We start from the raw sequence: 22,782 nt of genomic DNA, 5'->3' as shown, positions 1-22,782 counted from the left end.
CAAGATGTACGCATTAGTGAACGGCCGTATCTACAGCGGCGATGACATTTTCGATCATCATGCTGTCGTCATCGCTGACGGCAAAATTGAGCAGGTTTGCTCTCTGGCAGCCTTGCCGCCAGAAATAGAACAACAGGATGTTGGGGGCGCGATTATCGCACCCGGCTTTATTGACCTGCAGCTTAACGGCTGTGGAGGCGTGCAGTTTAATGACGATATCCATGCCATCAGCGTGGAAACGCTGGAAACCATGCACCGCGCCAATGTTAAATCCGGCTGCACCAGCTTTCTGCCAACGCTGATTACCAGCAGTGACGAACTCATGGTGCGCGCCGTCGAAACAATGCGCGCCTTTTTGCAGAAGTATCCCCACTTTCTGCTGGGATTACATCTGGAAGGTCCGTGGCTGAACGTCGCCAAAAAAGGCACCCACAACCCTGCCCTTATTCGCCAGCCCGATCCGAAGATGGTCGATTTCCTGTGTGCGAACGCGGATGTGATTAGCAAGGTCACACTGGCGCCAGAAAGCGTCGGAAGCGCCGTGATTCGCCAACTCAGCGACGCCGGTATTGTGGTGTCTGCGGGTCATTCCAATGCCACCTTCGAAGAAGCCAAAGCGGGTTTTGCCGCCGGCATCACCTTTGCGACGCACCTTTATAATGCCATGCCGGCCTTTGCAGGGCGTGAGCCGGGCCTAATCGGTGCGCTGTTTGATGCGCCTGATGTATACTGCGGCATCATTGCGGATGGTTTACATGTTCATTACGCTAACGTTCGTAATGCCAAACGCATTAAGGGTGACAAGCTGGTCCTGGTAACCGATGCCACTGCGCCCGCAGGTGCCACAATCGATAAGTTTATTTTTGCTGGTAAAACAATATATTATCGTGATGGACTCTGTGTTGATGAACATGGCACGCTGAGCGGTTCAGCACTGACGATGATCGAAGCCGTGCAAAACAGCGTTGAACATGCAGGCATTCCACTGGATGAAGCGCTGCGCATGGCATCACTTTATCCGGCACGGGCAATGGGCGTAGAAAAACAGTCAGGCACTATCCAGGCAGGAAAACTCGCCAATCTGACCGTATTTACACGCGACTTTAAAATTATTAAGACGTTAGTCAATGGAGATAACGTCCTGAGCGAGTAAGCACTGAATGACTACTGGCGGCCAGACACAAATTGGAAATGTCGATCTTGTCAAACAACTGAACAGCGCAGCCGTCTACCGGTTAATCGACCAACAGGGACCGATTTCGCGCATTCAGATTGCGGATCTGAGCCAACTCGCGCCCGCCAGTGTCACCAAAATTACCCGCCAGCTTATTGAGCGCGGCCTGATCAAAGAGGTGGACCAGCAGGCGTCCACCGGCGGACGCCGCGCGATCTCCATCGTCACTGAAACCCGTCACTTTCACACTATCGGCGTGCGCCTTGGCCGCAACGATGCGACCTTAACGCTGTTCGATTTAAGCGGCAAATCACTGGCTCAGCAGGATTATCCCCTGCCGCAAACCACGCAGGACACGCTGGAGCAGGCGCTGTTCGATGCCGTTGCGCATTTTATTCAGCAGAGCGAAGCGAAAATTCGTGAGCTGATAGCCATTTCGGTGATTCTGCCTGGCCTGGTCGATCCGCATAATGGCGTTATCCGTTATATGCCGCACATTACGGTGGACCAGTGGCCTCTGGTGGCCAACCTGAAAAAACGCTTTAAGGTGACCAGCTTTGTGGGTCATGACATTCGCAGTCTGGCGCTGGCAGAGCACTATTTTGGCGCAACCCGTGACTGTGCTGATTCCATATTAGTGCGACTGCATCGGGGAACGGGCGCAGGGATTATTGCCAACGGACAAATATTCCTGGGCAGTAATGGCAACGTGGGCGAAATCGGCCATATTCAGGTCGATCCGCTCGGGGAACGCTGCCATTGCGGTAACTTTGGCTGCCTTGAAACCATCGCGGCGAATGGCGCCATTGAACAGCGCGTCAGAGAGCTGTTGAATAAAGGCTACCCCAGCATATTGACTCAGGATGCCTGCCAGATGCCGCACATCTGTCAGGCTGCGAACCAGGGCGATGCGCTGGCAAGTGAAGTTGTCGAATACGTGGGTCGCTATCTGGGTAAAGCCATTGCTATCGCCATTAACCTGTTTAATCCGCAAAAAATTGTGTTGGCCGGCGAAATTACGGAAGCTGAACGCGTGTTGCTCCCGGCCATAGAAAGTTGCATTAATACCCAGGCGCTGGCGGCCTTCCGTAAACATCTGCCGGTGGTGCGTTCACAACTCGATCACCGCTCCGCGATTGGGGCCTTTGCCCTGGCAAAACGGGCGATGTTAAACGGCATTCTGCTGCAACATCTTTTGGAAGACTAAGCGCGGCCTTACTCAGCGCGGCGCGTATCGGAACCCCTTTATGACGATTAAAAATGTAATTTGTGATATCGATGGCGTGCTGATGCACGACAATACCGCAGTGCCCGGCGCGAAAGAATTTTTGCAGCGCATCCTGGCGAAAGACATGCCATTGGTGGTGCTGACCAATTATCCTTCACAAACGGCGCGTGATTTGGCAAACCGTTTTTCCTCAGCGGGAATCGACATACCGGATTCGGTGTTTTACACCTCAGCCATGGCCACCGCGGACTTTTTACGCCGCCAGGAAGGCAAAAAAGCCTATGTCATTGGCGAAGGTGCGCTGGTACACGAGCTGTATAAAGCCGGTTTTACCATCACTGACGTTAACCCGGATTTCGTTATCGTCGGGGAAACCCGCTCATTCAACTGGGACATGATGCACAAGGCCGCTTTCTTTGTGGCAAACGGCGCGCGGTTCATTGCAACCAATCCCGATACGCATGCCCGGGGCTTTGTGCCCGCCTGTGGCGCACTGTGTGCCGGTATTGAAAAGATTTCAGGTCGCAGGCCATTTTACGTTGGCAAGCCCAGCCCCTACATCATGCGCGCCGCGCTGAACAAGATGCAGGCCCATTCAGAGGAAACGGTTATCGTGGGCGATAATCTTCGTACCGATATCCTCGCTGGTTTTCAGGCCGGTCTGGAAACGATTCTGGTGCTTTCGGGCGTATCCACGCTTACCGACATTGATGCGATGCCTTTCCGTCCTGACTGGATTTTCCCGTCTGTTGCCGATATCGACCTCTTTTGATTCATTTCTCTTATGACGCACTGCCAGATTCTGTGGTGCGTCTCACCTTTATGGCTCTCTGCGCCCGTTATCCTCGCTCAAAAAGCGTGCTGAAATTTCATTTCATTGCCGATTCAACAATAAAAACCCAATTCTGTTAGATAAAATTCAATATACCTCGCCACACAACAACATTTTCATCAGCAAAATACGATTCCTCTTGCATTGGGGACCGTAAATAACGCATTTTCTTATACATCACGCAGCCACAGGCTGCCGGACAAACGTAAAATTACATCGCCGCAGGTGAGTTCAGGAGTCAGATATGTGTTCTATTTTTGGTGTGCTGGATCTGAAAAGCGATCCCGTTGAGTTACGTAAAAAAGCATTGGAAAGCTCACGTTTGATGCGTCACCGTGGGCCGGACTGGTCAGGCGTTTACGCCGATGACCACGCCATTCTTGCTCATGAGCGCCTCTCAATTGTTGACGTGAACAACGGTGCACAGCCGCTGTATAACGCTGACCACACCCACGTACTGGCAGTCAATGGTGAGATCTACAACCATCAGGCCCTGCGCGCAAAATTGAGCGATCGCTACGCGTTTCAGACCGGTTCTGACTGCGAAGTGATTCTGGCGCTGTACCAGGAGAAAGGTGTCGATTTTCTTGACGAACTGGAAGGCATGTTTGCCTTCATCCTGTATGACAGCGTCAAAGGCACCTATCTGATTGGCCGTGACCATATCGGTATCATCCCGCTGTATATGGGCAACGATGAGCACGGTAACCTGTTTGTCGCCTCAGAAATGAAAGCGCTGGTGCCGGTGTGCCGTTCAATCAAAGAATTCCCGCCAGGAAGCTACCTTTCCAGCACCGACGGTGAAATTCGTCGTTACTGGCAGCGTGACTGGATGGAATACCAGAACGTTGAGAACAACGTGACCGACGCAGCAGAACTGAAACATGCGCTGGAAGAGTCAGTAAAAAGCCACCTGATGTCCGATGTTCCGTATGGCGTGCTGCTGTCTGGTGGTCTGGACTCGTCAATTATTTCAGCGGTAACCAAACGTTTCGCGGCCAAACGCGTGGAAGATCAGGATAAAAGTGACGCCTGGTGGCCACAGCTGCACTCGTTCGCGGTCGGTCTGGAAGGATCACCGGATCTGAAAGCGGCCAAACTGGTGGCAGAGCATCTGGGTACGGTGCACCACGAAATTCACTTCACGGTGCAGGAAGGCCTGGATGCGATTCGTGACGTGATCTACCACATTGAAACCTATGATGTGACCACGATTCGCGCCTCCACACCGATGTACCTGATGTCGCGTAAGATTAAAGCCATGGGCATCAAAATGGTGCTGTCGGGCGAAGGGGCTGACGAAGTCTTTGGTGGTTATCTGTATTTCCATAAGGCGCCAAACGCGAAAGAGTTCCATGAGGAGAACGTTCGCAAACTGCTGGCCCTGCATATGTTTGACTGCGCACGCGCCAACAAAGCGATGTCTGCCTGGGGCGTTGAAGCACGCGTGCCGTTCCTGGATAAGAAATTCCTGGATGTCGCCATGCGTATCAACCCACAAGACAAGATGTGCGGCAGCAACGGTAAAATGGAAAAACACATTCTGCGTGAATGCTTCTCCTCTTACCTGCCCGAAAGCGTGGCCTGGCGCCAGAAAGAGCAGTTCTCTGACGGCGTGGGTTACAGCTGGATTGACACACTGAAAGAAGTCGCGGCCAAACAAATCAGCGATCAGCAACTGGCGACGGCGCACTTCCGTTTCCCGTATAACACGCCGGGGTCGAAAGAAGCGTACCTGTACCGTGAAATCTTTGAAGAACTCTTCCCACTGCCGAGCGCTGCAGAGTGCGTACCAGGCGGGCCGTCTGTTGCCTGTTCATCGGCAAAAGCCATCGAGTGGGACGAAGCCTTCAAAAACATGGATGACCCGTCAGGACGTGCCGTGGGCGTTCACCAGTCTGCCTACAAATAAGTGCTATACTGAGTGACAATATGGCCCGTATACGGCCCATCTTTTTTGTTATTGCCGTTGTATTCACTGAAAAATTGCCGAATAAAGCATCACCCTGGTTATAAGCCAGACAAACAGGCGTTTGAAGGCAAAAAACGGCAAAAAACTTGTTGACGCTGTGTAGTCAACTCCGCATAATGCGCCCCGCAACGCCGATGAAGGTTGCGCGAAAAAAAGATGGCTACGTAGCTCAGCTGGTTAGAGCACAGCACTCATAATGCTGGGGTCACAGGTTCGATTCCCGTCGTAGCCACCATCTTTTTTCTGCGGGAGTGGCGAAATTGGTAGACGCACCAGATTTAGGTTCTGGCGCCGCAAGGTGTGCGAGTTCAAGTCTCGCCTCCCGCACCATTTCATGATTCGGCAGCATGGATGGGGTATCGCCAAGCGGTAAGGCACCGGTTTTTGATACCGGCATTCCCTGGTTCGAATCCAGGTACCCCAGCCAATTTCGATGTATCTCGCGGCTGCGAGTGGACGAATGGGATATCGCCAAGCGGTAAGGCACCGGTTTTTGATACCGGCATTCCCTGGTTCGAATCCAGGTATCCCAGCCATCATCGAAAGGCAGTACAATTTGGCTACGTAGCTCAGCTGGTTAGAGCACAGCACTCATAATGCTGGGGTCACAGGTTCGATTCCCGTCGTAGCCACCATTTTCTTGGGGTGTCGCCAAGCGGTAAGGCACTGGTTTCTGATACCAGCATTCCGGGGTTCGAATCCCTGCACCCCAGCCATTTTTAGACAATTTGATTTGACACCATTGGGGTGTCGCCAAGCGGTAAGGCACTGGTTTCTGATACCAGCATTCCGGGGTTCGAATCCCTGCACCCCAGCCAAATTAAGCAACAAAGCCCGCTTCTGCGGGCTTTGTTGTTTTTGTCTTTCGGTCAAACAGGCCACGCATCACCTCAAGGCAACGCGCAGCCGATGCTTACAATCCCAGTGCGTATCGCAAAACCTGACGCTTCAGCACGCCTGAATGCTCAGCGGCAATAAGCCCCAGATTGCGCACCAGCTTTAGCGGCCCAACCTGGTTACTGAAGGTAAAATAGAACAGGTCCATGCCACTCTGCATCAGTAGGTTATCGTTGCGCCGCTGGCGTTGATAACGCAGCAGTATGCGTTCGGATGACCAGTCCTCTGCTTTATCGCGCGCCTCAATCAATACGTCCATTAATGCATCGATATCCCGATAGCCCAGATTGACGCCCTGCCCCGCCAGAGGATTAATGGTGTGCGCGGCATCCCCCACCAGCGCCAGCCCTGGCATAACATAGCGCGAGGCGTGACGACGCACCAGCGGGAAGCCCCCGGCTGCATGGGCGTGAAAGCGTCCCAGCCGTGCCGGGAAATGCCGGGCAATTTCTTTTTCCAGCTGCGCCATCGGCATAGTCTGTAGCTGACGAATGCGTGCAGCGGAGTCGTACCACACCAGAGAAGCATGGTTGCCAAACAGCGGCAGAAACGCACGTGGCCCCTGCGGCGTAAAATGCTGCCAGGTGGCATCGCCAGCGGGATGTTCACAGGTGACGCTGACCAGCAGACAGGACTGCGCGTAGCGCCAGCCACGAATGCCGATACCGGCCATTTGCCGCACCTGCGAGTTGGCACCATCGGCCCCCACGACTAATGCCGTGCTGACCGCAGCCCCATTGCTCAATGACAGCGTCCAGCCGCCATTGCAGGGCTGGAGATCGTCCATCGTCGCCGGGCACAGCAGGGTGATGCCACGCTGCTCCATCTCTTCCCAAAGGGCGCGTTGCAACACATTATTTTCAACCATGTAACCGAGTTCAGGCAGCCCCAGCGATTCGGCGTCGAAATTGACCTGCGCCGTTTGCCACTCCCAGGTTTCAAGTTTGCGGTAAGGCGCACAGCGCATCGCCTCAACACGTTGCCAGACGTTGAGCTGTTTCAGGAGTGCCACGGAAGAGGATCCGACCGCGGAAATACGCACATCGGGCAGGCTGTGTGGATCAAAAGGAGGTGGCGTTGCCCGCTCTACAACCGCCACACGAAACTGGTGCTGCGTCAGACCACATGCCAGCGCGGCGCCGACCATGCCACCGCCCACTATCACCACATCAAACCGGTTATCCTGCATAACTTTTTTCCCTCTTATCTGCCGTCACTTGTCAGCGCGGTTGTCTTACGGCAAAGTGTACCGGAAAAATCAGACACGATCAGAAAAGCCCTCAGGCTGGTCACATCCGCAGCAAAGCATTACAATACGCCCCCAGCACTTCACTGCACTGATTTAATGGCTAGCTCGATGACAAAAAAACTGCATATCAAAACCTGGGGATGTCAGATGAATGAGTACGATTCATCTAAGATGTCTGACCTACTGAACAGCACGCACGGCTATACCCTGACAGAGGAAGCCGAAGAGGCGGATATTCTGCTGCTCAACACCTGCTCTATCCGCGAGAAAGCGCAGGAGAAGGTCTTCCACCAGTTGGGGCGCTGGAAAAAACTGAAAGAGCGCAACCCGGATTTGATTATCGGTGTCGGCGGCTGCGTTGCGTCACAGGAAGGCGATCATATTCGCCAGCGTGCGCCGTGCGTGGACATCGTCTTTGGTCCGCAAACCCTGCACCGTCTGCCCGAAATGATCAACACCGTGCGCGGCAGCAAAAGTCCGGTTGTGGATATCAGCTTCCCGGAAATCGAAAAGTTTGACCGCCTGCCTGAACCGCGTGCCGAAGGGCCAACCGCGTTTGTCTCCATCATGGAAGGCTGCAACAAATACTGTACGTTCTGCGTGGTGCCTTATACCCGCGGAGAAGAAGTCAGCCGTCCCTCAGATGATATTCTGCTGGAGATCGCCCAACTGGCTGCACAGGGGGTTCGCGAGGTCAACCTGCTCGGTCAGAACGTCAACGCCTATCGCGGCGCGACCTTCGATGGTGACGTTTGCACCTTTGCTGAGCTGTTGCGTCTGGTGGCGGCCATCGACGGCATTGACCGCATTCGTTTCACCACCAGCCACCCGATTGAATTCACTGATGACATCATTGAGGTCTATCGCGATACGCCAGAGTTGGTGAGCTTCCTGCATCTGCCCGTACAGAGCGGTGCCGACCGTATTCTGACGCTGATGAAGCGTGCGCATACCGCGCTGGAATACAAGGCCATCATTCGCAAACTGCGGGCGGCGCGTCCGGATATTGAAATCAGCTCTGACTTTATCATTGGCTTCCCGGGGGAAACCCAGCAGGACTTTGAACAGACCATGAAGCTGATTGGCGATATCAACTTTGATATGAGCTACAGCTTTATCTACTCCGCGCGTCCCGGTACACCGGCGGCAGACCTGCCTGACGACGTCAGCGAAGACGAGAAGAAACAGCGTCTCTATATTCTGCAGGAACGTATCAATCAGCAGGCGATGGCCATCAGCCGTCGTATGATGGGCAGCGTGCAGCGCATTCTGGTCGAGGGCATCTCACGTAAAAACGTGATGGAGCTGACTGGCCGCACCGAAAACAACCGTGTGGTCAACTTTGAAGGGCCCGTGGAGATGATTGGTAAATTTGCCGACGTGGAAATCGTGGACGTTTATACCAACTCACTGCGCGGCAAGCTGGTGCGTACAGAAGAGGAACTGGGCCTGCGTGTGGCGGAAAGCCCGGCGTCCGTTATCGCCCGTACCCGCAAGGAAAACGACATCGGCGTTGGCGTATTCCAGCCCTGATGCTTCGTTTTGTGCGGCGGCCCAGCATTCGCCGCCGCACATTCTGCTGTTTTGCACTTGGTTTATGCCAGTGCCGCCCAAATATCACTTCACAAGCTTGCGCCCCGGCGCTACCGCATAAATAATTTCGTTACGATGCATCCGCTTAACGCGTTTGATGCAGCAGCAAACCCTTTCAACTGGCCCTGAGTGACCCAAAGGATTCGTTTGAATATTGAAACCCGTGAAATCGCCCTTGAACCGGCTGATAACCGCCGTCTGATGAGCCTGTGTGGTCCGTTCGACGATAATGTGAAACAGCTGGAACGTCGTCTCGGCATTGAGATTAATCGCCGTGACAACCAGTTTAAACTGGTTGGTCGGGTGCTGTGTGTGAATGCCGCGGTTGATATCCTGAAAACGCTCTATGTCGATACTGCGCCAGTGCGCGGGGAGATCCCGGATATTGAGCCTGAACAGATTCACCTGGCGATTAAAGAGAGCCGGGTGCTGGAACAAACGGCGGAAAGCGTGCCGGACTATGGTAAGGCGGTCAACATTAAGACCAAACGTGGCGTCATTAAGCCACGTACGCCGAATCAGGCACAGTACATTGCAAATGTTCTCGACCATGACATCACCTTTGGCGTGGGTCCGGCCGGTACGGGTAAAACCTATCTGGCCGTGGCCGCCGCGGTCGATGCGCTTGAGCGTCAGGAGATTCGACGTATCCTGCTGACGCGTCCCGCGGTCGAAGCGGGGGAAAAACTGGGCTTTCTGCCGGGCGACCTGAGTCAGAAAGTGGACCCGTATCTGCGCCCTCTTTATGACGCCCTGTTTGAGATGTTGGGATTCGAGAAGGTCGAGAAACTCATGGAGCGCAACGTCATTGAAGTGGCCCCGCTGGCCTACATGCGCGGCCGTACGCTCAATGACGCCTTCATTATTCTTGATGAAAGTCAGAACACCACTATCGAGCAGATGAAGATGTTTCTGACCCGTATTGGCTTTAACTCTAAAGCGGTCATCACCGGTGACGTGACGCAGATTGACCTGCCGCGCCACACGAAATCCGGTTTACGTCATGCCATTGAGGTGCTGTCTGAAGTGGAAGAGATCAGCTTCAACTTCTTCCACAGCGAAGACGTTGTGCGTCATCCCGTAGTGGCACGCATTGTGACCGCTTATGAAGCCTGGGAAGAAGCCGATCAAAAACGCCGCGATCAGCAAGCGGAAGAGCGTAAACGTGATGCCCTTGCGGCCCAGCACAGCGCCCAGGAGAATTCATGAGCGACGTGATCCTCGATCTGCAGCTGGCCTGCGAGCAGACCGATAATTTACCGACTGAAAGCCAGTTCCAACGCTGGCTGGAAGCGGCGGTAACGCCCTTCCAGCCAGAAAGTGAAGTGACCATTCGTCTGGTGGATGAAGCCGAAAGTCATGAACTTAATCTGACCTATCGGGGCAAAGATAAACCGACCAATGTGCTGTCATTTCCCTTTGAAGCCCCGCCCGGCATTGAATTACCGCTGTTAGGCGATCTGATCATTTGTCGTCAGGTCGTTGAGCAGGAAGCGCAGGAGCAGGGAAAAACCCCAGAAGCCCACTGGGCGCACATGGTGATCCATGGCACGCTGCATCTGTTGGGTTATGATCACATTGAAGACAGCGAAGCCGAAGAGATGGAAGGTATTGAGACAGAGATAATGCTTGCTCTTGGTTATCCTGATCCGTACATTTCGGAGAAAGAAAACACCTGAGTATCTGATTCAGGCCACCCTGCTGCTGGTGAACAGGCCAGCAGCGTAATTTCCTTACCAGAGAGACCTTTAAAAACCGCCATGAGCGACGACCATTCTCAAAACAGCGATGCACCCAGTAGTAAAAAGGGATTTTTTTCCCTTCTCATCAACCAACTGTTCCACGGTGAACCTAAAAACCGTGACGAGCTACTGGGCCTGATCCGTGACTCCAATCAAAAAGATCTGATTGATCAGGATACCCGGGACATGCTCGAGGGCGTGCTGGATATTGCAGAACAGCGCGTGCGTGACATCATGATCCCCCGCTCCCAGATGATTACGCTGAAACGTAATCAGAACCTGGAAGAGTGCCTCAGCGTGATTATCGATTCCGCGCACTCCCGCTTTCCGGTCATCAGCGAAGACAAAGACCACGTTGAAGGGATCCTGATGGCGAAAGATCTGCTGCCGTTTATGAGCAGCGAATCTGAGCCTTTCAGCGTGGAAAAAGTCCTGCGTCCGGCGGTCGTGGTCCCTGAGAGCAAGCGCGTTGACCGCATGCTGAAAGAGTTTCGCTCCCAGCGCTATCATATGGCGATTGTGATCGATGAGTTTGGTGGTGTGTCCGGGCTGGTCACGATTGAAGATATTCTGGAACTGATCGTGGGCGAAATCGAAGACGAATATGACGATGAAGAAGATCGTGATATCCGCCAGCTCAACCGTCAGACTTATACCGTTCGGGCACTTACCCCGATTGAAGATTTCAACGAGGTATTTGGCACCCAGTTCAGCGACGATGAAGTGGATACCATCGGTGGACTGGTGATGCAGGGCTTTGGTCACCTGCCGGCGCGCGGCGAAAGCATCGACATCGATGGTTACCAGTTCAAAGTTGCCATGGCTGACAGCCGTCGTATCATCCAGGTTCACGTAAAAATTCCGGAAAATTCGGCGCAACCTCAACTGGATGACGAATAAATTTATGGCATTAGCCTCACTTTACCAGCAGCAGCGGGTCCGTCTGCTGCTGGCTTTACTCAGCGGTGCCTGCGGCACGCTGGCGTTTTCCCCCTATGATTTTTGGCCTGCCGCCCTCGTCTCGCTGTGTGGGTTGCAAATCCTTACGTTAAACCGCACCAGCCCGCAGGCCAGCGCCATAGGTTTCATCTGGGGGTTTGGCCTTTTTGGCAGCGGGATTAACTGGGTCTATGTCAGTATCGCTACCTTTGGCGGAATGCCAGGCCCGGTTAACGTATTCCTGGTGGTTTTGCTCGCGGCTTATCTGGCCGTTTATCCGGCGCTGTTTGCCGGACTGCTCAACCGCATTTGGCCGCGAACTACCCTGTGGCGACTGGCCCTGGCCGCGCCGGCGCTGTGGCAGATCACCGAATTTTTACGCGGCTGGATATTAACCGGCTTTCCGTGGCTGCAGTTCGGCTATAGCCAGATTAACGGCCCGTTAAAAGGGATTGCGCCCCTGGCCGGTGTGGAAACCATCACCTTCCTGCTGATGATCGTTGCGGGCTTACTGGTTTATGCTCTGCAGCAACGCCATCTTAAAAGCCTGCTGGGCGCGTTGGCATTACTGGCGGTATGCTGGCCGTTACGCTATCTGCATTGGTATCAGGCGCTGCCGAAGCAGGCGGTAAACGTGGCGCTGGTACAGGGTGATATTCCCCAGTCAATGAAGTGGGATCCGCAGCAGCTGCTAAATACCCTGCGCATCTACAGCGATTTGAGTCAGCCGCTGATGGGCAAAGCCCCCATTATTATCTGGCCTGAGTCGGCCATTACCGATCTGGAAAGCAACCAGCAGCCTTTCCTGCGTTCGCTGGATAATGAACTGCGCGCGCGCGGCAGCTCGCTGGTAACCGGCATCGTCGATTCACGGCTGGAACAGAATCGTTACCACGACTACAACACGGTCATCGTGCTGGGCGGCCCGAAACCCTATAACTACTACAGCACTAACCGCTACCAAAAAAACCACCTGGTACCGTTTGGGGAATTCGTGCCCATGGCCGATCTGCTGCGTCCGCTGGCCCCTTTCTTTGATTTGCCGATGTCCGCCTTTAGCCGCGGCGCTTATCTGCAACCTCAGCTTAATGTGGCGAATTATCATCTGACCACGGCCATTTGCTATGAGATCGTGTTGGGTGAACAGGTGCGCGCCAACTTCCGTCCGGATACCAATTTCCTGTTAACCGTTTCTAACGATGCCTGGTTTGGTCACTCGATTGGCCCCTGGCAGCATTTCCAGATGGCGCGTATGCGAGCGCTGGAGCTGGGCAGGCCACTTCTGCGCGGCACTAACAACGGCGTAACGGCCGTGGTGAATGCCGATGGCGATGTGGAGAAAGTGCTGCCCCAGTTCACCCGGGATGTTTTAGTGGATAACGTGACGCCCACCCGCGGTGAAACGCCCTATTCTAAAGCCGGCATCTGGCCGGTGTGGTTGGCCGCGCTGCTGAGCGGCGTTATTGCCTTTATCAGGCGTAACCGCTAATCCTCTGCGGCGAAGCGCTGTTTCGCCGCCTCTTCATCTGTCTGCCTCTGCCTCTGCCTCTGCCTCTGCCTCTGCCTCTGCCTCTGCCTCTGCCTCTGCCTCTGCCTCTGCCTCTGCCTCTGCAGTAAAACGGCCATTTCACCCAATTGTCATTATGTTTTGGCACGATGATTGCAAAATGTTTCTGTATTCATCGACATTCGGGCCAGTTAACGGACGAGACGCACTAAAAAGAGTCCAGATGCGCACCTTTTACGTGCAATGGCGATTATTTGCCTTTTTTTGGTGCGAATGACATCGCAAAAAAGAAACTTTTTTGTTTCATTGAGTTAACAATCCGCTATGTTAGTGAATATTCTTAGCGCAGTCGCGCGAAGGGATAACAAAAAAAGCAGCGCAAAATACACACAACATCACACAATCAGTACAGGGTAGATCCTGTGCACTTTCCACATGAAGGAGTTGGAACATGCAATTACGCAAAGTGGCATTATCTCTTCTGCTGTTAAGCGCAGCGGCGGGAGCGGCCCAGGCGGAAGATCTGAGCGGTACCCTGAAGAAAATCAATGACAATGGCGTCATTGTCATCGGGCATCGTGAATCATCAGTTCCCTTTTCATATTACGACAACCAGCAAAAAGTCGTTGGCTATTCTCAGGCGTATTCAAACGCTATCGCAGAAGCCATTAAAGCCAAGTTAAATAAGCCCGATCTGCAAATCAAAATGATCCCGATCACCTCACAAAACCGTATTCCCCTGCTGCAAAACGGCACATACGATTACGAATGTGGCTCTACCACTAACAACCTTGAGCGCCAGAAACAGGCGGCGTTCTCCGATACCATTTTTGTTATCGGCACCCGTTTGCTGGTTAAGAAAGGCAGCCCGATCAAAGATTTTGACGATTTGAAAGGCAAAACCGTCGTAGTGACCTCGGGTACCACGTCAGAAGTGCTGCTGCACAAACTGAACGACGAGAAAAAGATGGATATGCGCATCATCAGCGCCAAAGACCATGGTGATTCATTCCGCACGCTGGAAACCGGTCGCGCCGTGGCCTTTATGATGGATGATGCCCTGCTGGCAGGCGAACGCGCCAAAGCGAAAAAGCCGGATGATTGGGTTATCATCGGTACGCCACAGTCTAAAGAAGCCTATGGCTGTATGCTGCGTAAAGACGATCCGCAGTTCAAAGCCCTGGTCGATGACACCATTGCCAAAGCCCAGACCTCCGGTCAGGCAGAGAAATGGTTCGACACCTGGTTTAAACAGCCTATTCCGCCAAAAAACCTGAACATGAACTTTGAACTGTCTGACGACATGAAAACGCTGTTCAAAACGCCGAATGACAAGGCACTGAATTAACAACGATAACAAGGGCGGCCTCGTCGCCCTCTCGATTGCTGAAACCGCGGCGTGGACAGACAGCCTGAACGGGTCGTTCCCCCGAATCAGGCGAAATTAGCCGCTCATCAATCTTCAGGGTAGCTCTGCTACCCTTTTTTACCGGAGCTCGTTATGGGTATCGATTGGAACTGGGGCATATTTCTCGAACAGGCCCCGTTCGGTAATACCACCTATCTCGGCTGGCTGTGGTCCGGTTTTCAGGTGACGATTGCCGTCTCCTGTTGTGCCTGGATTATTGCTTTCTGTGTGGGTTCATTTTTCGGCATTCTGCGTACTGTGCCTAATCGTCTGTTATCAACGATAGGAACCTGCTATGTAGAACTGTTTCGTAATATCCCCCTGATTGTTCAGTTCTTCTTCTGGTATCTGGTTGCGCCAGAGTTGGTAGGACAGGATCTGGGGATGTGGTTTAAGTCGGAGCTGGATCCCAATCTGCAATTCTTTATCTCCTCTGTTGTCTGTCTGGGACTGTTCACCGCTGCCCGTGTGTGCGAGCAGGTGCGTGCAGCCATTCAGTCTTTACCGCGTGGACAAAAGAATGCCGGGCTGGCCATGGGGCTGACGCTGCCCCAAACCTATCGCTATGTGCTGTTGCCCAATGCTTACCGGGTAATCGTGCCGCCAATGACGTCAGAAATGCTTAATCTGGTGAAAAACTCGGCTATTGCCTCGACGATCGGCCTGGTGGATATGGCGGCTCAGGCCGGCAAACTGCTGGACTATTCCTCGCACGCTTACGAATCCTTTACGGCGATTACCCTGGCTTACGTGGGAATTAACCTGGTGATTATGGTACTGATGGGCCTGGTCGAACGCAAAGTGCGCCTGCCTGGCAACGTGGGAGGCAAATAATGTACGCATTTGACTGGAGTTCGATTCCTCCCAGCCTGCCTTATCTGTTCAGTGGCCTGATGATCACCTTTAAGATCACCCTGACGGCCGTTGTGTTTGGCATCCTGTGGGGCACCCTGCTGGCGGTGATGCGCCTGTCCACTTTTAAACCTGTCAGTTGGTTTGCCAAACTGTATGTCAACCTGTTCCGCTCAGTGCCGCTGGTGATGGTGCTGCTGTGGTTTTATCTGGTCGTTCCCAGCTTTTTACAGCAGGTGCTGGGGATTTCGCCCAAGACCGACATCCGCCTGATCTCAGCAATGGTGGCCTTTTCCCTGTTTGAAGCCGCCTACTATTCTGAAATCATTCGTGCCGGGATTATCAGTATCGCGCGTGGGCAGTCCAGCGCTGCGCTGGCGCTGGGAATGACGCAGTGGCAGTCGATGAGGCTGGTTATTCTTCCTCAGGCGTTTCGCGCCATGGTGCCGCTGTTACTGACGCAGGGCATCGTCCTGTTTCAGGATACCTCGCTGGTTTATGTATTGAGTCTGGCTGACTTCTTCCGTACCGCTTCCACCATTGGCGAGCGTGACGGTACCCAGGTAGAAATGATTTTGTTTGCTGGTCTGGTCTACTTTGTGATCAGCCTGAGCGCGTCGCTGTTGGTCAGCTATCTAAAAAGAAAAAGGACGGTTTAAATGATTAACCTGAAAAACGTTTCCAAGTGGTATGGTCAATTTCAGGTGCTAACCGACTGCTCTACGGAGGTTCAGACCGGTGAAGTGGTGGTGGTATGTGGACCGTCAGGTTCCGGCAAATCAACCCTGATTAAAACCGTCAATGGCCTGGAGCCGATCCAGCAGGGCAGCATTACGGTAAACGGCACAGAGGTAAACAATAAAAAAACCAATCTGGCCACGCTGCGCAGCAAAGTCGGCATGGTGTTTCAGCATTTCGAACTGTTTCCTCACCTGAGCATTATCGACAATCTGGTACTGGCGCAGGTCAAAGTGCTGAAGCGTGATAAAGCCGCCGCCCGTGATAAAGGCCTCAAGCTTCTGACTCGCGTCGGTCTGTCTGCCCATGCGGAAAAGTTTCCCGGTCAGCTCTCTGGCGGTCAGCAGCAGCGTGTCGCCATCGCGCGTGCGCTGTGCATGGATCCCATTGCCATGTTGTTCGATGAACCCACATCGGCGCTCGATCCTGAAATGATCAACGAAGTGCTGGACGTGATGGTGGAACTGGCGCAGGAAGGCATGACCATGATGGTTGTTACGCACGAAATGGGCTTTGCCCGTAAGGTAGCCAACCGGGTCATCTTTATGGATGAAGGCAAAATTATCGAAGACACGAATAAAGACGACTTCTTTAATAATCCGCAGTCAGAACGGGCGAAGGATTTCCTGGCAAAAATTCTGCACTAAAAAACAGGCGGGCACCCTGCCCGCCTGCTTCTTTTACGGCTCAAAAGGCTGACGATAAAACTGATCGTGGTGACATTCCGGGCAGCGCGACAGGGTTTCTGGCGTATAAATCGCCCGGGTAAAATGGCATTTTTCGCAGACCAGGTTGCCCAGGCCCACCACCTCACCACTTTGGTAAACGCCGTGGTGTTGCAAATCCTGAAAGACTTCCCGCCATTCCAGCTGACTTTTATCGGTGATGTCCGCCAGTTCTTTCCAGATACTTTCCCGGATCACGCGCATAAAGACCGAGTCCGCCACCGGTTCTTCTGCTTCGGCATAGTTACGACCAAACTCCGCCAAATCGCGGCGCACCGACGCCAGCGCCCGATCGATTTCGTCCGGTGTCAGATCGGAGTGCGCACGTAAATGACTGCGTCTATCTTCTACCAGCGTATCCAGATCGCGATCGCCGTGGCGAAGACGTTCGGTTAATACCGCCAACGACTCATGATACTCCTGTGCCACTTTATTCATTTTATTCTCCTTTTTGCGCTCGGTACCTGTACTAAGTTTAGCTACTTTGTCACATTTGCCCGGTTCCCTGGGTAAGGAATGGTAAAAGAGTGAAAGCACTGACGCTTTGACGATAAATCGCCTCTGCAAAAGTGGGAAGTGTTGTTGATGCGCGGCCTTATGGGTATGCTATGCGGATCGTAGAGTCAGCAAAGTGTCATTTATTAAGGACCACAGTCAGCCATGCAAGAGCAATACCGCCCGGAAGAGATTGAATCCCGCGTTCAGCAGCAGTGGGATGAAAACGAAACGTTTAAAGTGACTGAGCAGGAAGGCAAAGAGAAATATTATTGCCTGTCCATGTTGCCCTATCCTTCTGGCCGCCTTCATATGGGTCACGTTCGTAACTACACCATCGGCGACGTCATCGCGCGTTATCAGCGCATGCTCGGCAAAAATGTGCTGCAGCCTATCGGTTGGGATGCGTTCGGTCTGCCTGCGGAAGGCGCGGCGGTAAAAAACAACACCGCGCCCGCCCCCTGGACTTATGACAACATCGCGTATATGAAAAACCAGCTTAAACTGCTGGGCTTTGGCTATGACTGGAGCCGCGAACTGGCGACCTGTCAGCCAGAGTATTACCGCTGGGAACAGTGGTTCTTTACCAAACTCTATGAGAAAGGCCTGGTTTACAAAAAAACCTCGGCGGTGAACTGGTGCCCGAACGACCAGACGGTACTGGCCAATGAGCAGGTTATTGACGGCTGCTGCTGGCGCTGTGACACCAAAGTTGAGCGTAAAGAGATCCCACAGTGGTTTATCAAAATCACCGATTACGCCGAAGAGCTGTTAAACGATCTGGATACGCTGGAAGAGTGGCCTGAGCAGGTCAAAACCATGCAGCGTAACTGGATCGGCCGCTCTGAAGGCGTGGAAATCACTTTTGACGTGGCGGACAGCCTTGAGAAAGTCACGGTTTATACCACGCGTCCAGATACCTTCTACGGCGCGACCTATGTCGCCGTGGCCGCCGGTCATCCGCTGGCGCTGCAGGCGGCTGCCAGCAATCCTGCCCTCGCTGACTTTATTGCCGAATGCCGCAATACCAAAGTGGCCGAAGCCGATATGGCCACCATGGAAAAGAAAGGCATGGCCACTGGCCTGTCTGCGGTGCACCCGTTAACAGGTGAGGCTGTTCCTGTCTGGGTCGCGAACTTTGTGCTGATGGAGTACGGCACGGGTGCCGTGATGGCGGTTCCGGCACATGACCAGCGTGACTGGGAGTTTGCCACGAAATACGATCTGCCGATCAAGCCGGTGATCCTGAACCTGGACGGCAGCGAGCCGGACGTAAGCACTGGCGCGATGACCGATAAAGGCACGCTGTTTAACTCCGCAGAGTGCAGCGGTCTGGATCACAGTGCCGGTTTCAACGCCATTGCGGATGCGCTGGCGGCGAAAGGTGTTGGCGTACGTAAAGTCAATTATCGCCTGCGCGACTGGGGCGTTTCCCGTCAGCGCTACTGGGGCGCGCCCATTCCAATGGTGACGCTGGAAGATGGCACCGTGATGCCCACGCCAGAAGATCAGCTTCCGGTTATCCTGCCTGAAGATGTGGTCATGGACGGCATCACCAGCCCGATTAAGGCCGATCCCGAGTGGGCAAAGACCACCGTGAACGGTCAGCCGGCCCTGCGCGAAACCGATACCTTTGACACCTTCATGGAGTCTTCATGGTATTACGCGCGCTACACCTGTGCGGACTATAAAGATGGCATGCTGGACCCGGCTGCAGCGAACTACTGGCTGCCAGTGGATCAGTATGTGGGCGGTATCGAACACGCCATCATGCACCTGATGTATTTCCGTTTCTTCCATAAGCTGCTGCGCGATGCCGGCCTGGTAAACTCGAATGAGCCTGCCAAACGTCTGCTGTGTCAGGGCATGGTATTGGCGGATGCATTCTACTATCTGGGCGTCAACGGCGAACGTAACTGGGTTTCCCCGGTGGATGTCACCGTCGAGCGTGATGAGAAAGGCCGCATTACCAAAGCCGTGGACACCCAGGGCCGTGAGGTGATCTACGCAGGCATGAGCAAAATGTCGAAGTCGAAAAACAACGGCATTGACCCACAGTTGATGGTTGAGCGCTACGGCGCCGATACCGTACGTCTGTTTATGATGTTTGCCTCACCGGCCGACATGACGCTGGAGTGGCAGGAATCCGGTGTTGAAGGCGCGAACCGCTTCCTGAAGCGCGTCTGGAAACTGGCCTATGACCATTCACAGAAAGGCGCGACTGTCGCTCTGGACGTTGCCAGCCTGAACGATGATCAGAAAGGCTTACGTCGCGATCTGCATAAAACTATTGCCAAAGTGTCCGACGATATCGGCCGCCGTCAGACCTTTAACACCGCGATTGCCGCCGTGATGGAACTGATGAACAAGCTGACGCGTGCACCACAGGACAGCGAACAGGATCGTGCACTGATGCAGGAAGCGTTACTCGCCGTGACGCGTTTACTGTATCCGTTCACGCCTCATGCCTGCTTCGTACTGTGGCAAACGCTGGGCGGCCAAGGCACCATCGACAATGCAGAATGGCCGGTTGCCGATGACGCCGCGATGGTTGAGGACGCCTTATTGGTTGTCGTGCAGGTTAACGGTAAAGTCCGTGGTAAAATTACCGTGGCAGCCGATGCTACCCAGGAACAGGTTCAGGCTCGTGCGGCTGAGGAACCATTAGTGGCGAAATACCTTGATGGTGTTAGCATTCGTAAAGTCATTTATGTACCGGGCAAACTGCTTAACCTGGTTGTAGGTTAAGTTCAGGAGGAACTGTGCGACATCCGATTATCAGGTTGTTTGTCATGCTGGCGGTGGTGATCACCGCCGGCTGTGGTTTTCATCCGCGCGGCACCACTCAGGTGCCAACCGAACTGAGAACGCTGATTTTAGACAGTGGTGACCCTTATGGCCCGCTGACGCGTACCGTGCGCCAGCAGCTGCGGATTAACAACGTCAATATTGTTGAGGCGACGCAGAAAAACAGCCTGACCGTCCCGACGATGCGTCTTGGTGGAGAAGCACAAAGCCGCAGTACCGCATCCGTATTTATCAGCGGTACCACAGCGGAGTATCAGCTGACGATGTCGGTTTCTGCTCAGGTGCTGATCCCCAATAAAGGGATCTATCCGATCAGCGCAACCGTCTACCGCTCGTTCTTTGATAACCCGAACGCGGCGCTGGCGAAAGATGCTGAGCAGGACATGATTATGCAGGAGATGCGTCAGCGCGCTGCCGAACAGCTGGTTCGTAAGCTGCTTACCGTGCATGCCGCGCAGATGGAAAATCAGCAGATGCCCTCTACATCGACGGTTTCAAAAGCGGTTCAGCCTGCTGCCGGGGTCTCTTCCTCTGCGGCAACCAAGTCGAAATGATCAGGATTTATCCGGAACAACTCAGCGCGCAGCTCCGTGAGGGGCTGCGCGCCTGTTATTTATTAACCGGTAATGAACCCTTGCTGTTGCAGGAAAGTGCAGATGCGATTCGGGCCAGTGCCCTGGCACAGGGCTTTGAAGAACATCTGAGTTTTACACTGGATGCGCAGACCGACTGGGACAGCCTGTTTATGAGCTGCCAGTCGCTGAGCCTGTTTGCCCAGCGTCAAACGTTAACGTTGCAGTTCCCGGAAAATGGCCCTAACGCGGCGATTGCCGAGCAGTTGATCAAGCTGGCCCCGCTGCTTCACGCCGATATTTTGCTGATTTGCCGAATGGCGAAGCTCAGTAAAGCCCAGGAAAACAGTGCCTGGTTTAAAGCGCTTTCCGCTCATGCCGTGCTGGTCCCCTGCCAGACACCCGAACAGGCTCAGCTCCCCCGCTGGGTTGTCAGCCGAGCAAAAACCCTCAAGCTCGATATCGATGATGCGGCCGTCCAGCTGTTGTGTTACTGCTATGAAGGTAATCTGCTGGCTCTGGCCCAGGCGCTTGAACGGCTGTCACTGCAATGGCCCGATGGCAAACTGACCCTGCCGCGCGTTGAAGCCGCCGTCAGCGATGCCGCTCACTTCACGCCCTACCACTGGGTGGATGCGCTACTCGGCGGCAAAAGCCGCCGCGCCTTGCACATCCTGCAGCAGTTAGAAAGAGAAGAGAGCGAAGTGGCGATATTGCTCCGCACCCTGCAGCGCGATTTGATGACCCTGCTGCATCTGCAACGGCATCAGTCGCAACAGCCGCTGCGTACGCTAATGGATCAGCAGCGTATCTGGCAAAACCGTCGCAACCTGTTTACGGAAGCACTTCAGCGCCTTGATGCCTCCAGGCTACAGCAGGCCATTCATCTGTTGATGCAAATCGAACTTACTCTAAAGCAGGATTATGGTCAGTCGGTCTGGCCGCAGTTGCAGACGCTGTCGATGTTGATTGCCAATCGCGCTTTCCCTGCGAGCCTCGCCCATGTCTGATTTACACGCGCTGTTTGGCGGTACCTTCGATCCTGTGCATTTTGGTCATCTGCGCCCGGTGGAAACGCTGGCCGGGCAGATTGGCCTGTCGAGGATCACACTGCTGCCCAATAATGTGCCGCCGCACCGGCCCCAACCAGAGGCCAGTCCGCAGCAGCGGGTTGAAATGCTCGAGTGCGCTATTCGCGATTTGCCGCTTTTTGACATCGACACGCGGGAATTACAACGTGATACGCCCTCGTGGACGGTCGATACCTTAGAAGCGCTGCGTGCCGAACGGGGTGAACAACCTCTGGGTTTTATTATTGGTCAGGACTCTCTGCTGTCGCTGGAAAAATGGCATCGCTGGCAGGAGCTGCTTAGCCTGTGCCATCTTTTGGTCTGCAAGCGACCGGGCTATCCGACGGAAATGGCGTCTCCAGCAATGCAACGCTGGCTGAACAGCCATGTAACACAAGACAGCCAGCAGCTTCACCAACGTCCTGCAGGGGCGATCTGGCTGGCGGAAACCCCGCTTTATGCAATATCGGCCACCGAGATCAGACAGCGCCGCCATCAGCACCTCGCCTGCGACGATTTATTGCCCGCCTCTGTGATAACCTACATCGACCGCGCCGGCTTATATCGCGACTGATATGGGCGTGATATACTGCGCCGCTAAATTTTTTGGCTGTCTTCCGGGTTTCAGCCAGCCCGCTATCACCAGTTTTGAAGGGGAACCTTTTGCAAGGTAAAGCACTCCAAGAGTTCGTTGTTGATAAGATTGATGATTTGAAAGGCCAGAACATCGTGACTCTCGACGTTCAGGGCAAATCGAGCATCACTGATTTCATGATCATTTGTACCGGTACCTCAACGCGCCACGTGACCTCTATCGCGGAACACGTCGAGCAGGAATCCCGTGCCGCTGGCCTGATGCCGCTGGGCGTGGAAGGTAAAGCCGCCGCTGACTGGGTCGTTGTGGATTTGGGCGAAGTGATCGTGCACGTCATGCAGGAAGAGAGCCGTCAGTTGTATGAACTGGAAAAGCTCTGGGGTTAA

The 22,782-nt window shown here is 53.9% G+C and carries 20 protein-coding genes and 7 tRNA genes; 25 read left to right on the top strand and 2 right to left on the bottom strand.

Annotation, left to right across the window (positions count from 1 at the left end):
- The first annotated feature begins 4 nt into the window (after positions 1 to 4).
- The 11 genes from nagA to DFO57_RS00475 all read left to right on the top strand — a co-directional run bounded on the left by nagA (position 5) and on the right by DFO57_RS00475 (position 6,024).
- Entirely contained in the window at positions 5 to 1,153 is a 1,149-nt protein-coding gene (gene nagA / locus DFO57_RS00525) for an N-acetylglucosamine-6-phosphate deacetylase (protein WP_042678141.1), read from the top strand.
- Between the two features lie 7 nt (positions 1,154 to 1,160).
- The gene (locus tag DFO57_RS00520; RefSeq protein WP_013025034.1) at positions 1,161 to 2,381 is read left to right on the top strand and encodes an N-acetylglucosamine repressor; all 1,221 of its coding nucleotides are present in this window, start codon (positions 1,161 to 1,163) and stop codon (positions 2,379 to 2,381) included.
- A gap of 40 nt (positions 2,382 to 2,421) precedes the next feature.
- Positions 2,422 to 3,174, top strand: coding sequence for an HAD-IIA family hydrolase (locus tag DFO57_RS00515; RefSeq protein ID WP_013025033.1), 753 nt, complete (start codon positions 2,422 to 2,424; stop codon positions 3,172 to 3,174).
- Positions 3,175 to 3,478: 304 nt separating this feature from the next.
- The gene (gene asnB / locus DFO57_RS00510) at positions 3,479 to 5,146 is read left to right on the top strand and encodes an asparagine synthase B (RefSeq protein ID WP_013025032.1); all 1,668 of its coding nucleotides are present in this window, start codon (positions 3,479 to 3,481) and stop codon (positions 5,144 to 5,146) included.
- 218 nt (positions 5,147 to 5,364) lie between these two features.
- Positions 5,365 to 5,441: transfer RNA gene (locus tag DFO57_RS00505), tRNA-Met, on the top strand.
- Positions 5,442 to 5,451: 10 nt separating this feature from the next.
- Positions 5,452 to 5,536 (top strand) — tRNA-Leu (locus DFO57_RS00500).
- A gap of 22 nt (positions 5,537 to 5,558) precedes the next feature.
- Positions 5,559 to 5,633: transfer RNA gene (locus tag DFO57_RS00495), tRNA-Gln, on the top strand.
- A 34-nt stretch (positions 5,634 to 5,667) separates the two neighbouring features.
- A tRNA-Gln gene (locus tag DFO57_RS00490) sits at positions 5,668 to 5,742 on the top strand.
- A 22-nt stretch (positions 5,743 to 5,764) separates the two neighbouring features.
- Positions 5,765 to 5,841, top strand: a tRNA-Met gene (locus DFO57_RS00485).
- Between the two features lie 6 nt (positions 5,842 to 5,847).
- A tRNA-Gln gene (locus tag DFO57_RS00480) sits at positions 5,848 to 5,922 on the top strand.
- A gap of 27 nt (positions 5,923 to 5,949) precedes the next feature.
- Positions 5,950 to 6,024, top strand: a tRNA-Gln gene (locus tag DFO57_RS00475).
- 95 nt (positions 6,025 to 6,119) lie between these two features.
- Here DFO57_RS00475 and ubiF read toward each other — a convergent pair.
- On the bottom strand, positions 6,120 to 7,292 hold the full coding sequence (gene ubiF, locus DFO57_RS00470; protein ID WP_014593176.1) for a 3-demethoxyubiquinol 3-hydroxylase: 1,173 nt from the start codon (positions 7,290 to 7,292) through the stop codon (positions 6,120 to 6,122).
- A 168-nt stretch (positions 7,293 to 7,460) separates the two neighbouring features.
- Here ubiF and miaB point away from each other — a divergent pair, with 168 nt between their 5' ends.
- From miaB to DFO57_RS00420, 9 genes are all read left to right on the top strand, one after another.
- Positions 7,461 to 8,885, top strand: coding sequence for a tRNA (N6-isopentenyl adenosine(37)-C2)-methylthiotransferase MiaB (gene miaB, locus DFO57_RS00465; RefSeq protein ID WP_014606307.1), 1,425 nt, complete (start codon positions 7,461 to 7,463; stop codon positions 8,883 to 8,885).
- A 207-nt stretch (positions 8,886 to 9,092) separates the two neighbouring features.
- Entirely contained in the window at positions 9,093 to 10,154 is a 1,062-nt protein-coding gene (locus tag DFO57_RS00460; RefSeq protein WP_014606308.1) for a PhoH family protein, read from the top strand.
- Complete coding sequence (gene ybeY, locus DFO57_RS00455; RefSeq protein WP_013025028.1) at positions 10,151 to 10,624, top strand: rRNA maturation RNase YbeY; 474 nt, start codon at positions 10,151 to 10,153, stop codon at positions 10,622 to 10,624. The genes DFO57_RS00460 and ybeY overlap by 4 nt, the downstream gene beginning before the upstream one ends.
- Before the next feature lie 81 nt (positions 10,625 to 10,705).
- The gene (gene corC / locus DFO57_RS00450) at positions 10,706 to 11,587 is read left to right on the top strand and encodes a CNNM family magnesium/cobalt transport protein CorC (protein WP_014593173.1); all 882 of its coding nucleotides are present in this window, start codon (positions 10,706 to 10,708) and stop codon (positions 11,585 to 11,587) included.
- 4 nt (positions 11,588 to 11,591) lie between these two features.
- Positions 11,592 to 13,115, top strand: coding sequence for an apolipoprotein N-acyltransferase (gene lnt / locus DFO57_RS00445; protein ID WP_026021048.1), 1,524 nt, complete (start codon positions 11,592 to 11,594; stop codon positions 13,113 to 13,115).
- Between the two features lie 469 nt (positions 13,116 to 13,584).
- Positions 13,585 to 14,481 (top strand): amino acid ABC transporter substrate-binding protein, encoded by an 897-nt coding sequence (locus DFO57_RS00435; protein ID WP_013025024.1) that lies wholly within the window; start codon positions 13,585 to 13,587, stop codon positions 14,479 to 14,481.
- A 153-nt stretch (positions 14,482 to 14,634) separates the two neighbouring features.
- Positions 14,635 to 15,375 (top strand): amino acid ABC transporter permease, encoded by a 741-nt coding sequence (locus DFO57_RS00430; protein ID WP_013025023.1) that lies wholly within the window; start codon positions 14,635 to 14,637, stop codon positions 15,373 to 15,375.
- Positions 15,375 to 16,052, top strand: a complete 678-nt coding sequence (gltK, locus tag DFO57_RS00425) for a glutamate/aspartate ABC transporter permease GltK (protein WP_013025022.1) — start codon at positions 15,375 to 15,377, stop codon at positions 16,050 to 16,052. Before DFO57_RS00430 ends, gltK begins: the two co-directional genes overlap by 1 nt.
- Positions 16,053 to 16,778, top strand: coding sequence for an amino acid ABC transporter ATP-binding protein (locus DFO57_RS00420; RefSeq protein ID WP_013025021.1), 726 nt, complete (start codon positions 16,053 to 16,055; stop codon positions 16,776 to 16,778).
- 33 nt (positions 16,779 to 16,811) lie between these two features.
- Here the strand turns inward: DFO57_RS00420 and DFO57_RS00415 are convergent, their stop codons facing one another.
- Positions 16,812 to 17,294, bottom strand: a complete 483-nt coding sequence (locus tag DFO57_RS00415) for a zinc ribbon-containing protein (RefSeq protein WP_014606311.1) — start codon at positions 17,292 to 17,294, stop codon at positions 16,812 to 16,814.
- Between the two features lie 222 nt (positions 17,295 to 17,516).
- On the opposite strand from DFO57_RS00415, the gene leuS reads away from it, so the two are divergent.
- The 5 genes from leuS (at position 17,517) to rsfS (ending at position 22,782) form a co-directional block, all read left to right on the top strand.
- The gene (gene leuS / locus DFO57_RS00410) at positions 17,517 to 20,099 is read left to right on the top strand and encodes a leucine--tRNA ligase (protein ID WP_014593168.1); all 2,583 of its coding nucleotides are present in this window, start codon (positions 17,517 to 17,519) and stop codon (positions 20,097 to 20,099) included.
- 14 nt (positions 20,100 to 20,113) lie between these two features.
- The gene (gene lptE, locus DFO57_RS00405) at positions 20,114 to 20,713 is read left to right on the top strand and encodes an LPS assembly lipoprotein LptE (RefSeq protein WP_014606312.1); all 600 of its coding nucleotides are present in this window, start codon (positions 20,114 to 20,116) and stop codon (positions 20,711 to 20,713) included.
- Positions 20,710 to 21,741: a DNA polymerase III subunit delta gene (gene holA / locus DFO57_RS00400; RefSeq protein ID WP_014606313.1), complete on the top strand. Its 1,032-nt coding sequence runs from the start codon at positions 20,710 to 20,712 to the stop codon at positions 21,739 to 21,741. Before lptE ends, holA begins: the two co-directional genes overlap by 4 nt.
- Positions 21,734 to 22,375, top strand: a complete 642-nt coding sequence (gene nadD / locus DFO57_RS00395; RefSeq protein WP_089517495.1) for a nicotinate-nucleotide adenylyltransferase — start codon at positions 21,734 to 21,736, stop codon at positions 22,373 to 22,375. The genes holA and nadD overlap by 8 nt, the downstream gene beginning before the upstream one ends.
- 89 nt (positions 22,376 to 22,464) lie before the next feature.
- Positions 22,465 to 22,782, top strand: a complete 318-nt coding sequence (gene rsfS, locus DFO57_RS00390; protein ID WP_014606314.1) for a ribosome silencing factor — start codon at positions 22,465 to 22,467, stop codon at positions 22,780 to 22,782.

Source organism: Pantoea sp. AG702 (genome assembly GCF_003182295.1).
GTDB classification, from domain to species: Bacteria; Pseudomonadota; Gammaproteobacteria; order Enterobacterales; family Enterobacteriaceae; genus Pantoea; species Pantoea ananatis.
This window is presented reverse-complemented; position numbering and strand designations above follow the sequence as displayed.

Excerpts from the sequence above, each read along its gene's own strand:
- lnt (WP_026021048.1), top strand. The coding sequence starts at position 11,592 with ATGGCATTAGCCTCACTTTACCAGCAGCAGCGGGTCCGTCTGCTGCTG.
- DFO57_RS00415 (WP_014606311.1), bottom strand. The coding sequence starts at position 17,294 with ATGAATAAAGTGGCACAGGAGTATCATGAGTCGTTGGCGGTATTAACC.
- DFO57_RS00435 (WP_013025024.1), top strand. The coding sequence starts at position 13,585 with ATGCAATTACGCAAAGTGGCATTATCTCTTCTGCTGTTAAGCGCAGCG.
- nadD (WP_089517495.1), top strand. The coding sequence starts at position 21,734 with ATGTCTGATTTACACGCGCTGTTTGGCGGTACCTTCGATCCTGTGCAT.
- DFO57_RS00520 (WP_013025034.1), top strand. The coding sequence starts at position 1,161 with ATGACTACTGGCGGCCAGACACAAATTGGAAATGTCGATCTTGTCAAA.
- gltK (WP_013025022.1), top strand. The coding sequence starts at position 15,375 with ATGTACGCATTTGACTGGAGTTCGATTCCTCCCAGCCTGCCTTATCTG.
- nagA (WP_042678141.1), top strand. The coding sequence starts at position 5 with ATGTACGCATTAGTGAACGGCCGTATCTACAGCGGCGATGACATTTTC.
- ubiF (WP_014593176.1), bottom strand. The coding sequence starts at position 7,292 with ATGCAGGATAACCGGTTTGATGTGGTGATAGTGGGCGGTGGCATGGTC.
- asnB (WP_013025032.1), top strand. The coding sequence starts at position 3,479 with ATGTGTTCTATTTTTGGTGTGCTGGATCTGAAAAGCGATCCCGTTGAG.
- holA (WP_014606313.1), top strand. The coding sequence starts at position 20,710 with ATGATCAGGATTTATCCGGAACAACTCAGCGCGCAGCTCCGTGAGGGG.
- DFO57_RS00430 (WP_013025023.1), top strand. The coding sequence starts at position 14,635 with ATGGGTATCGATTGGAACTGGGGCATATTTCTCGAACAGGCCCCGTTC.
- leuS (WP_014593168.1), top strand. The coding sequence starts at position 17,517 with ATGCAAGAGCAATACCGCCCGGAAGAGATTGAATCCCGCGTTCAGCAG.
- corC (WP_014593173.1), top strand. The coding sequence starts at position 10,706 with ATGAGCGACGACCATTCTCAAAACAGCGATGCACCCAGTAGTAAAAAG.
- miaB (WP_014606307.1), top strand. The coding sequence starts at position 7,461 with ATGACAAAAAAACTGCATATCAAAACCTGGGGATGTCAGATGAATGAG.
- ybeY (WP_013025028.1), top strand. The coding sequence starts at position 10,151 with ATGAGCGACGTGATCCTCGATCTGCAGCTGGCCTGCGAGCAGACCGAT.
- DFO57_RS00420 (WP_013025021.1), top strand. The coding sequence starts at position 16,053 with ATGATTAACCTGAAAAACGTTTCCAAGTGGTATGGTCAATTTCAGGTG.
- DFO57_RS00515 (WP_013025033.1), top strand. The coding sequence starts at position 2,422 with ATGACGATTAAAAATGTAATTTGTGATATCGATGGCGTGCTGATGCAC.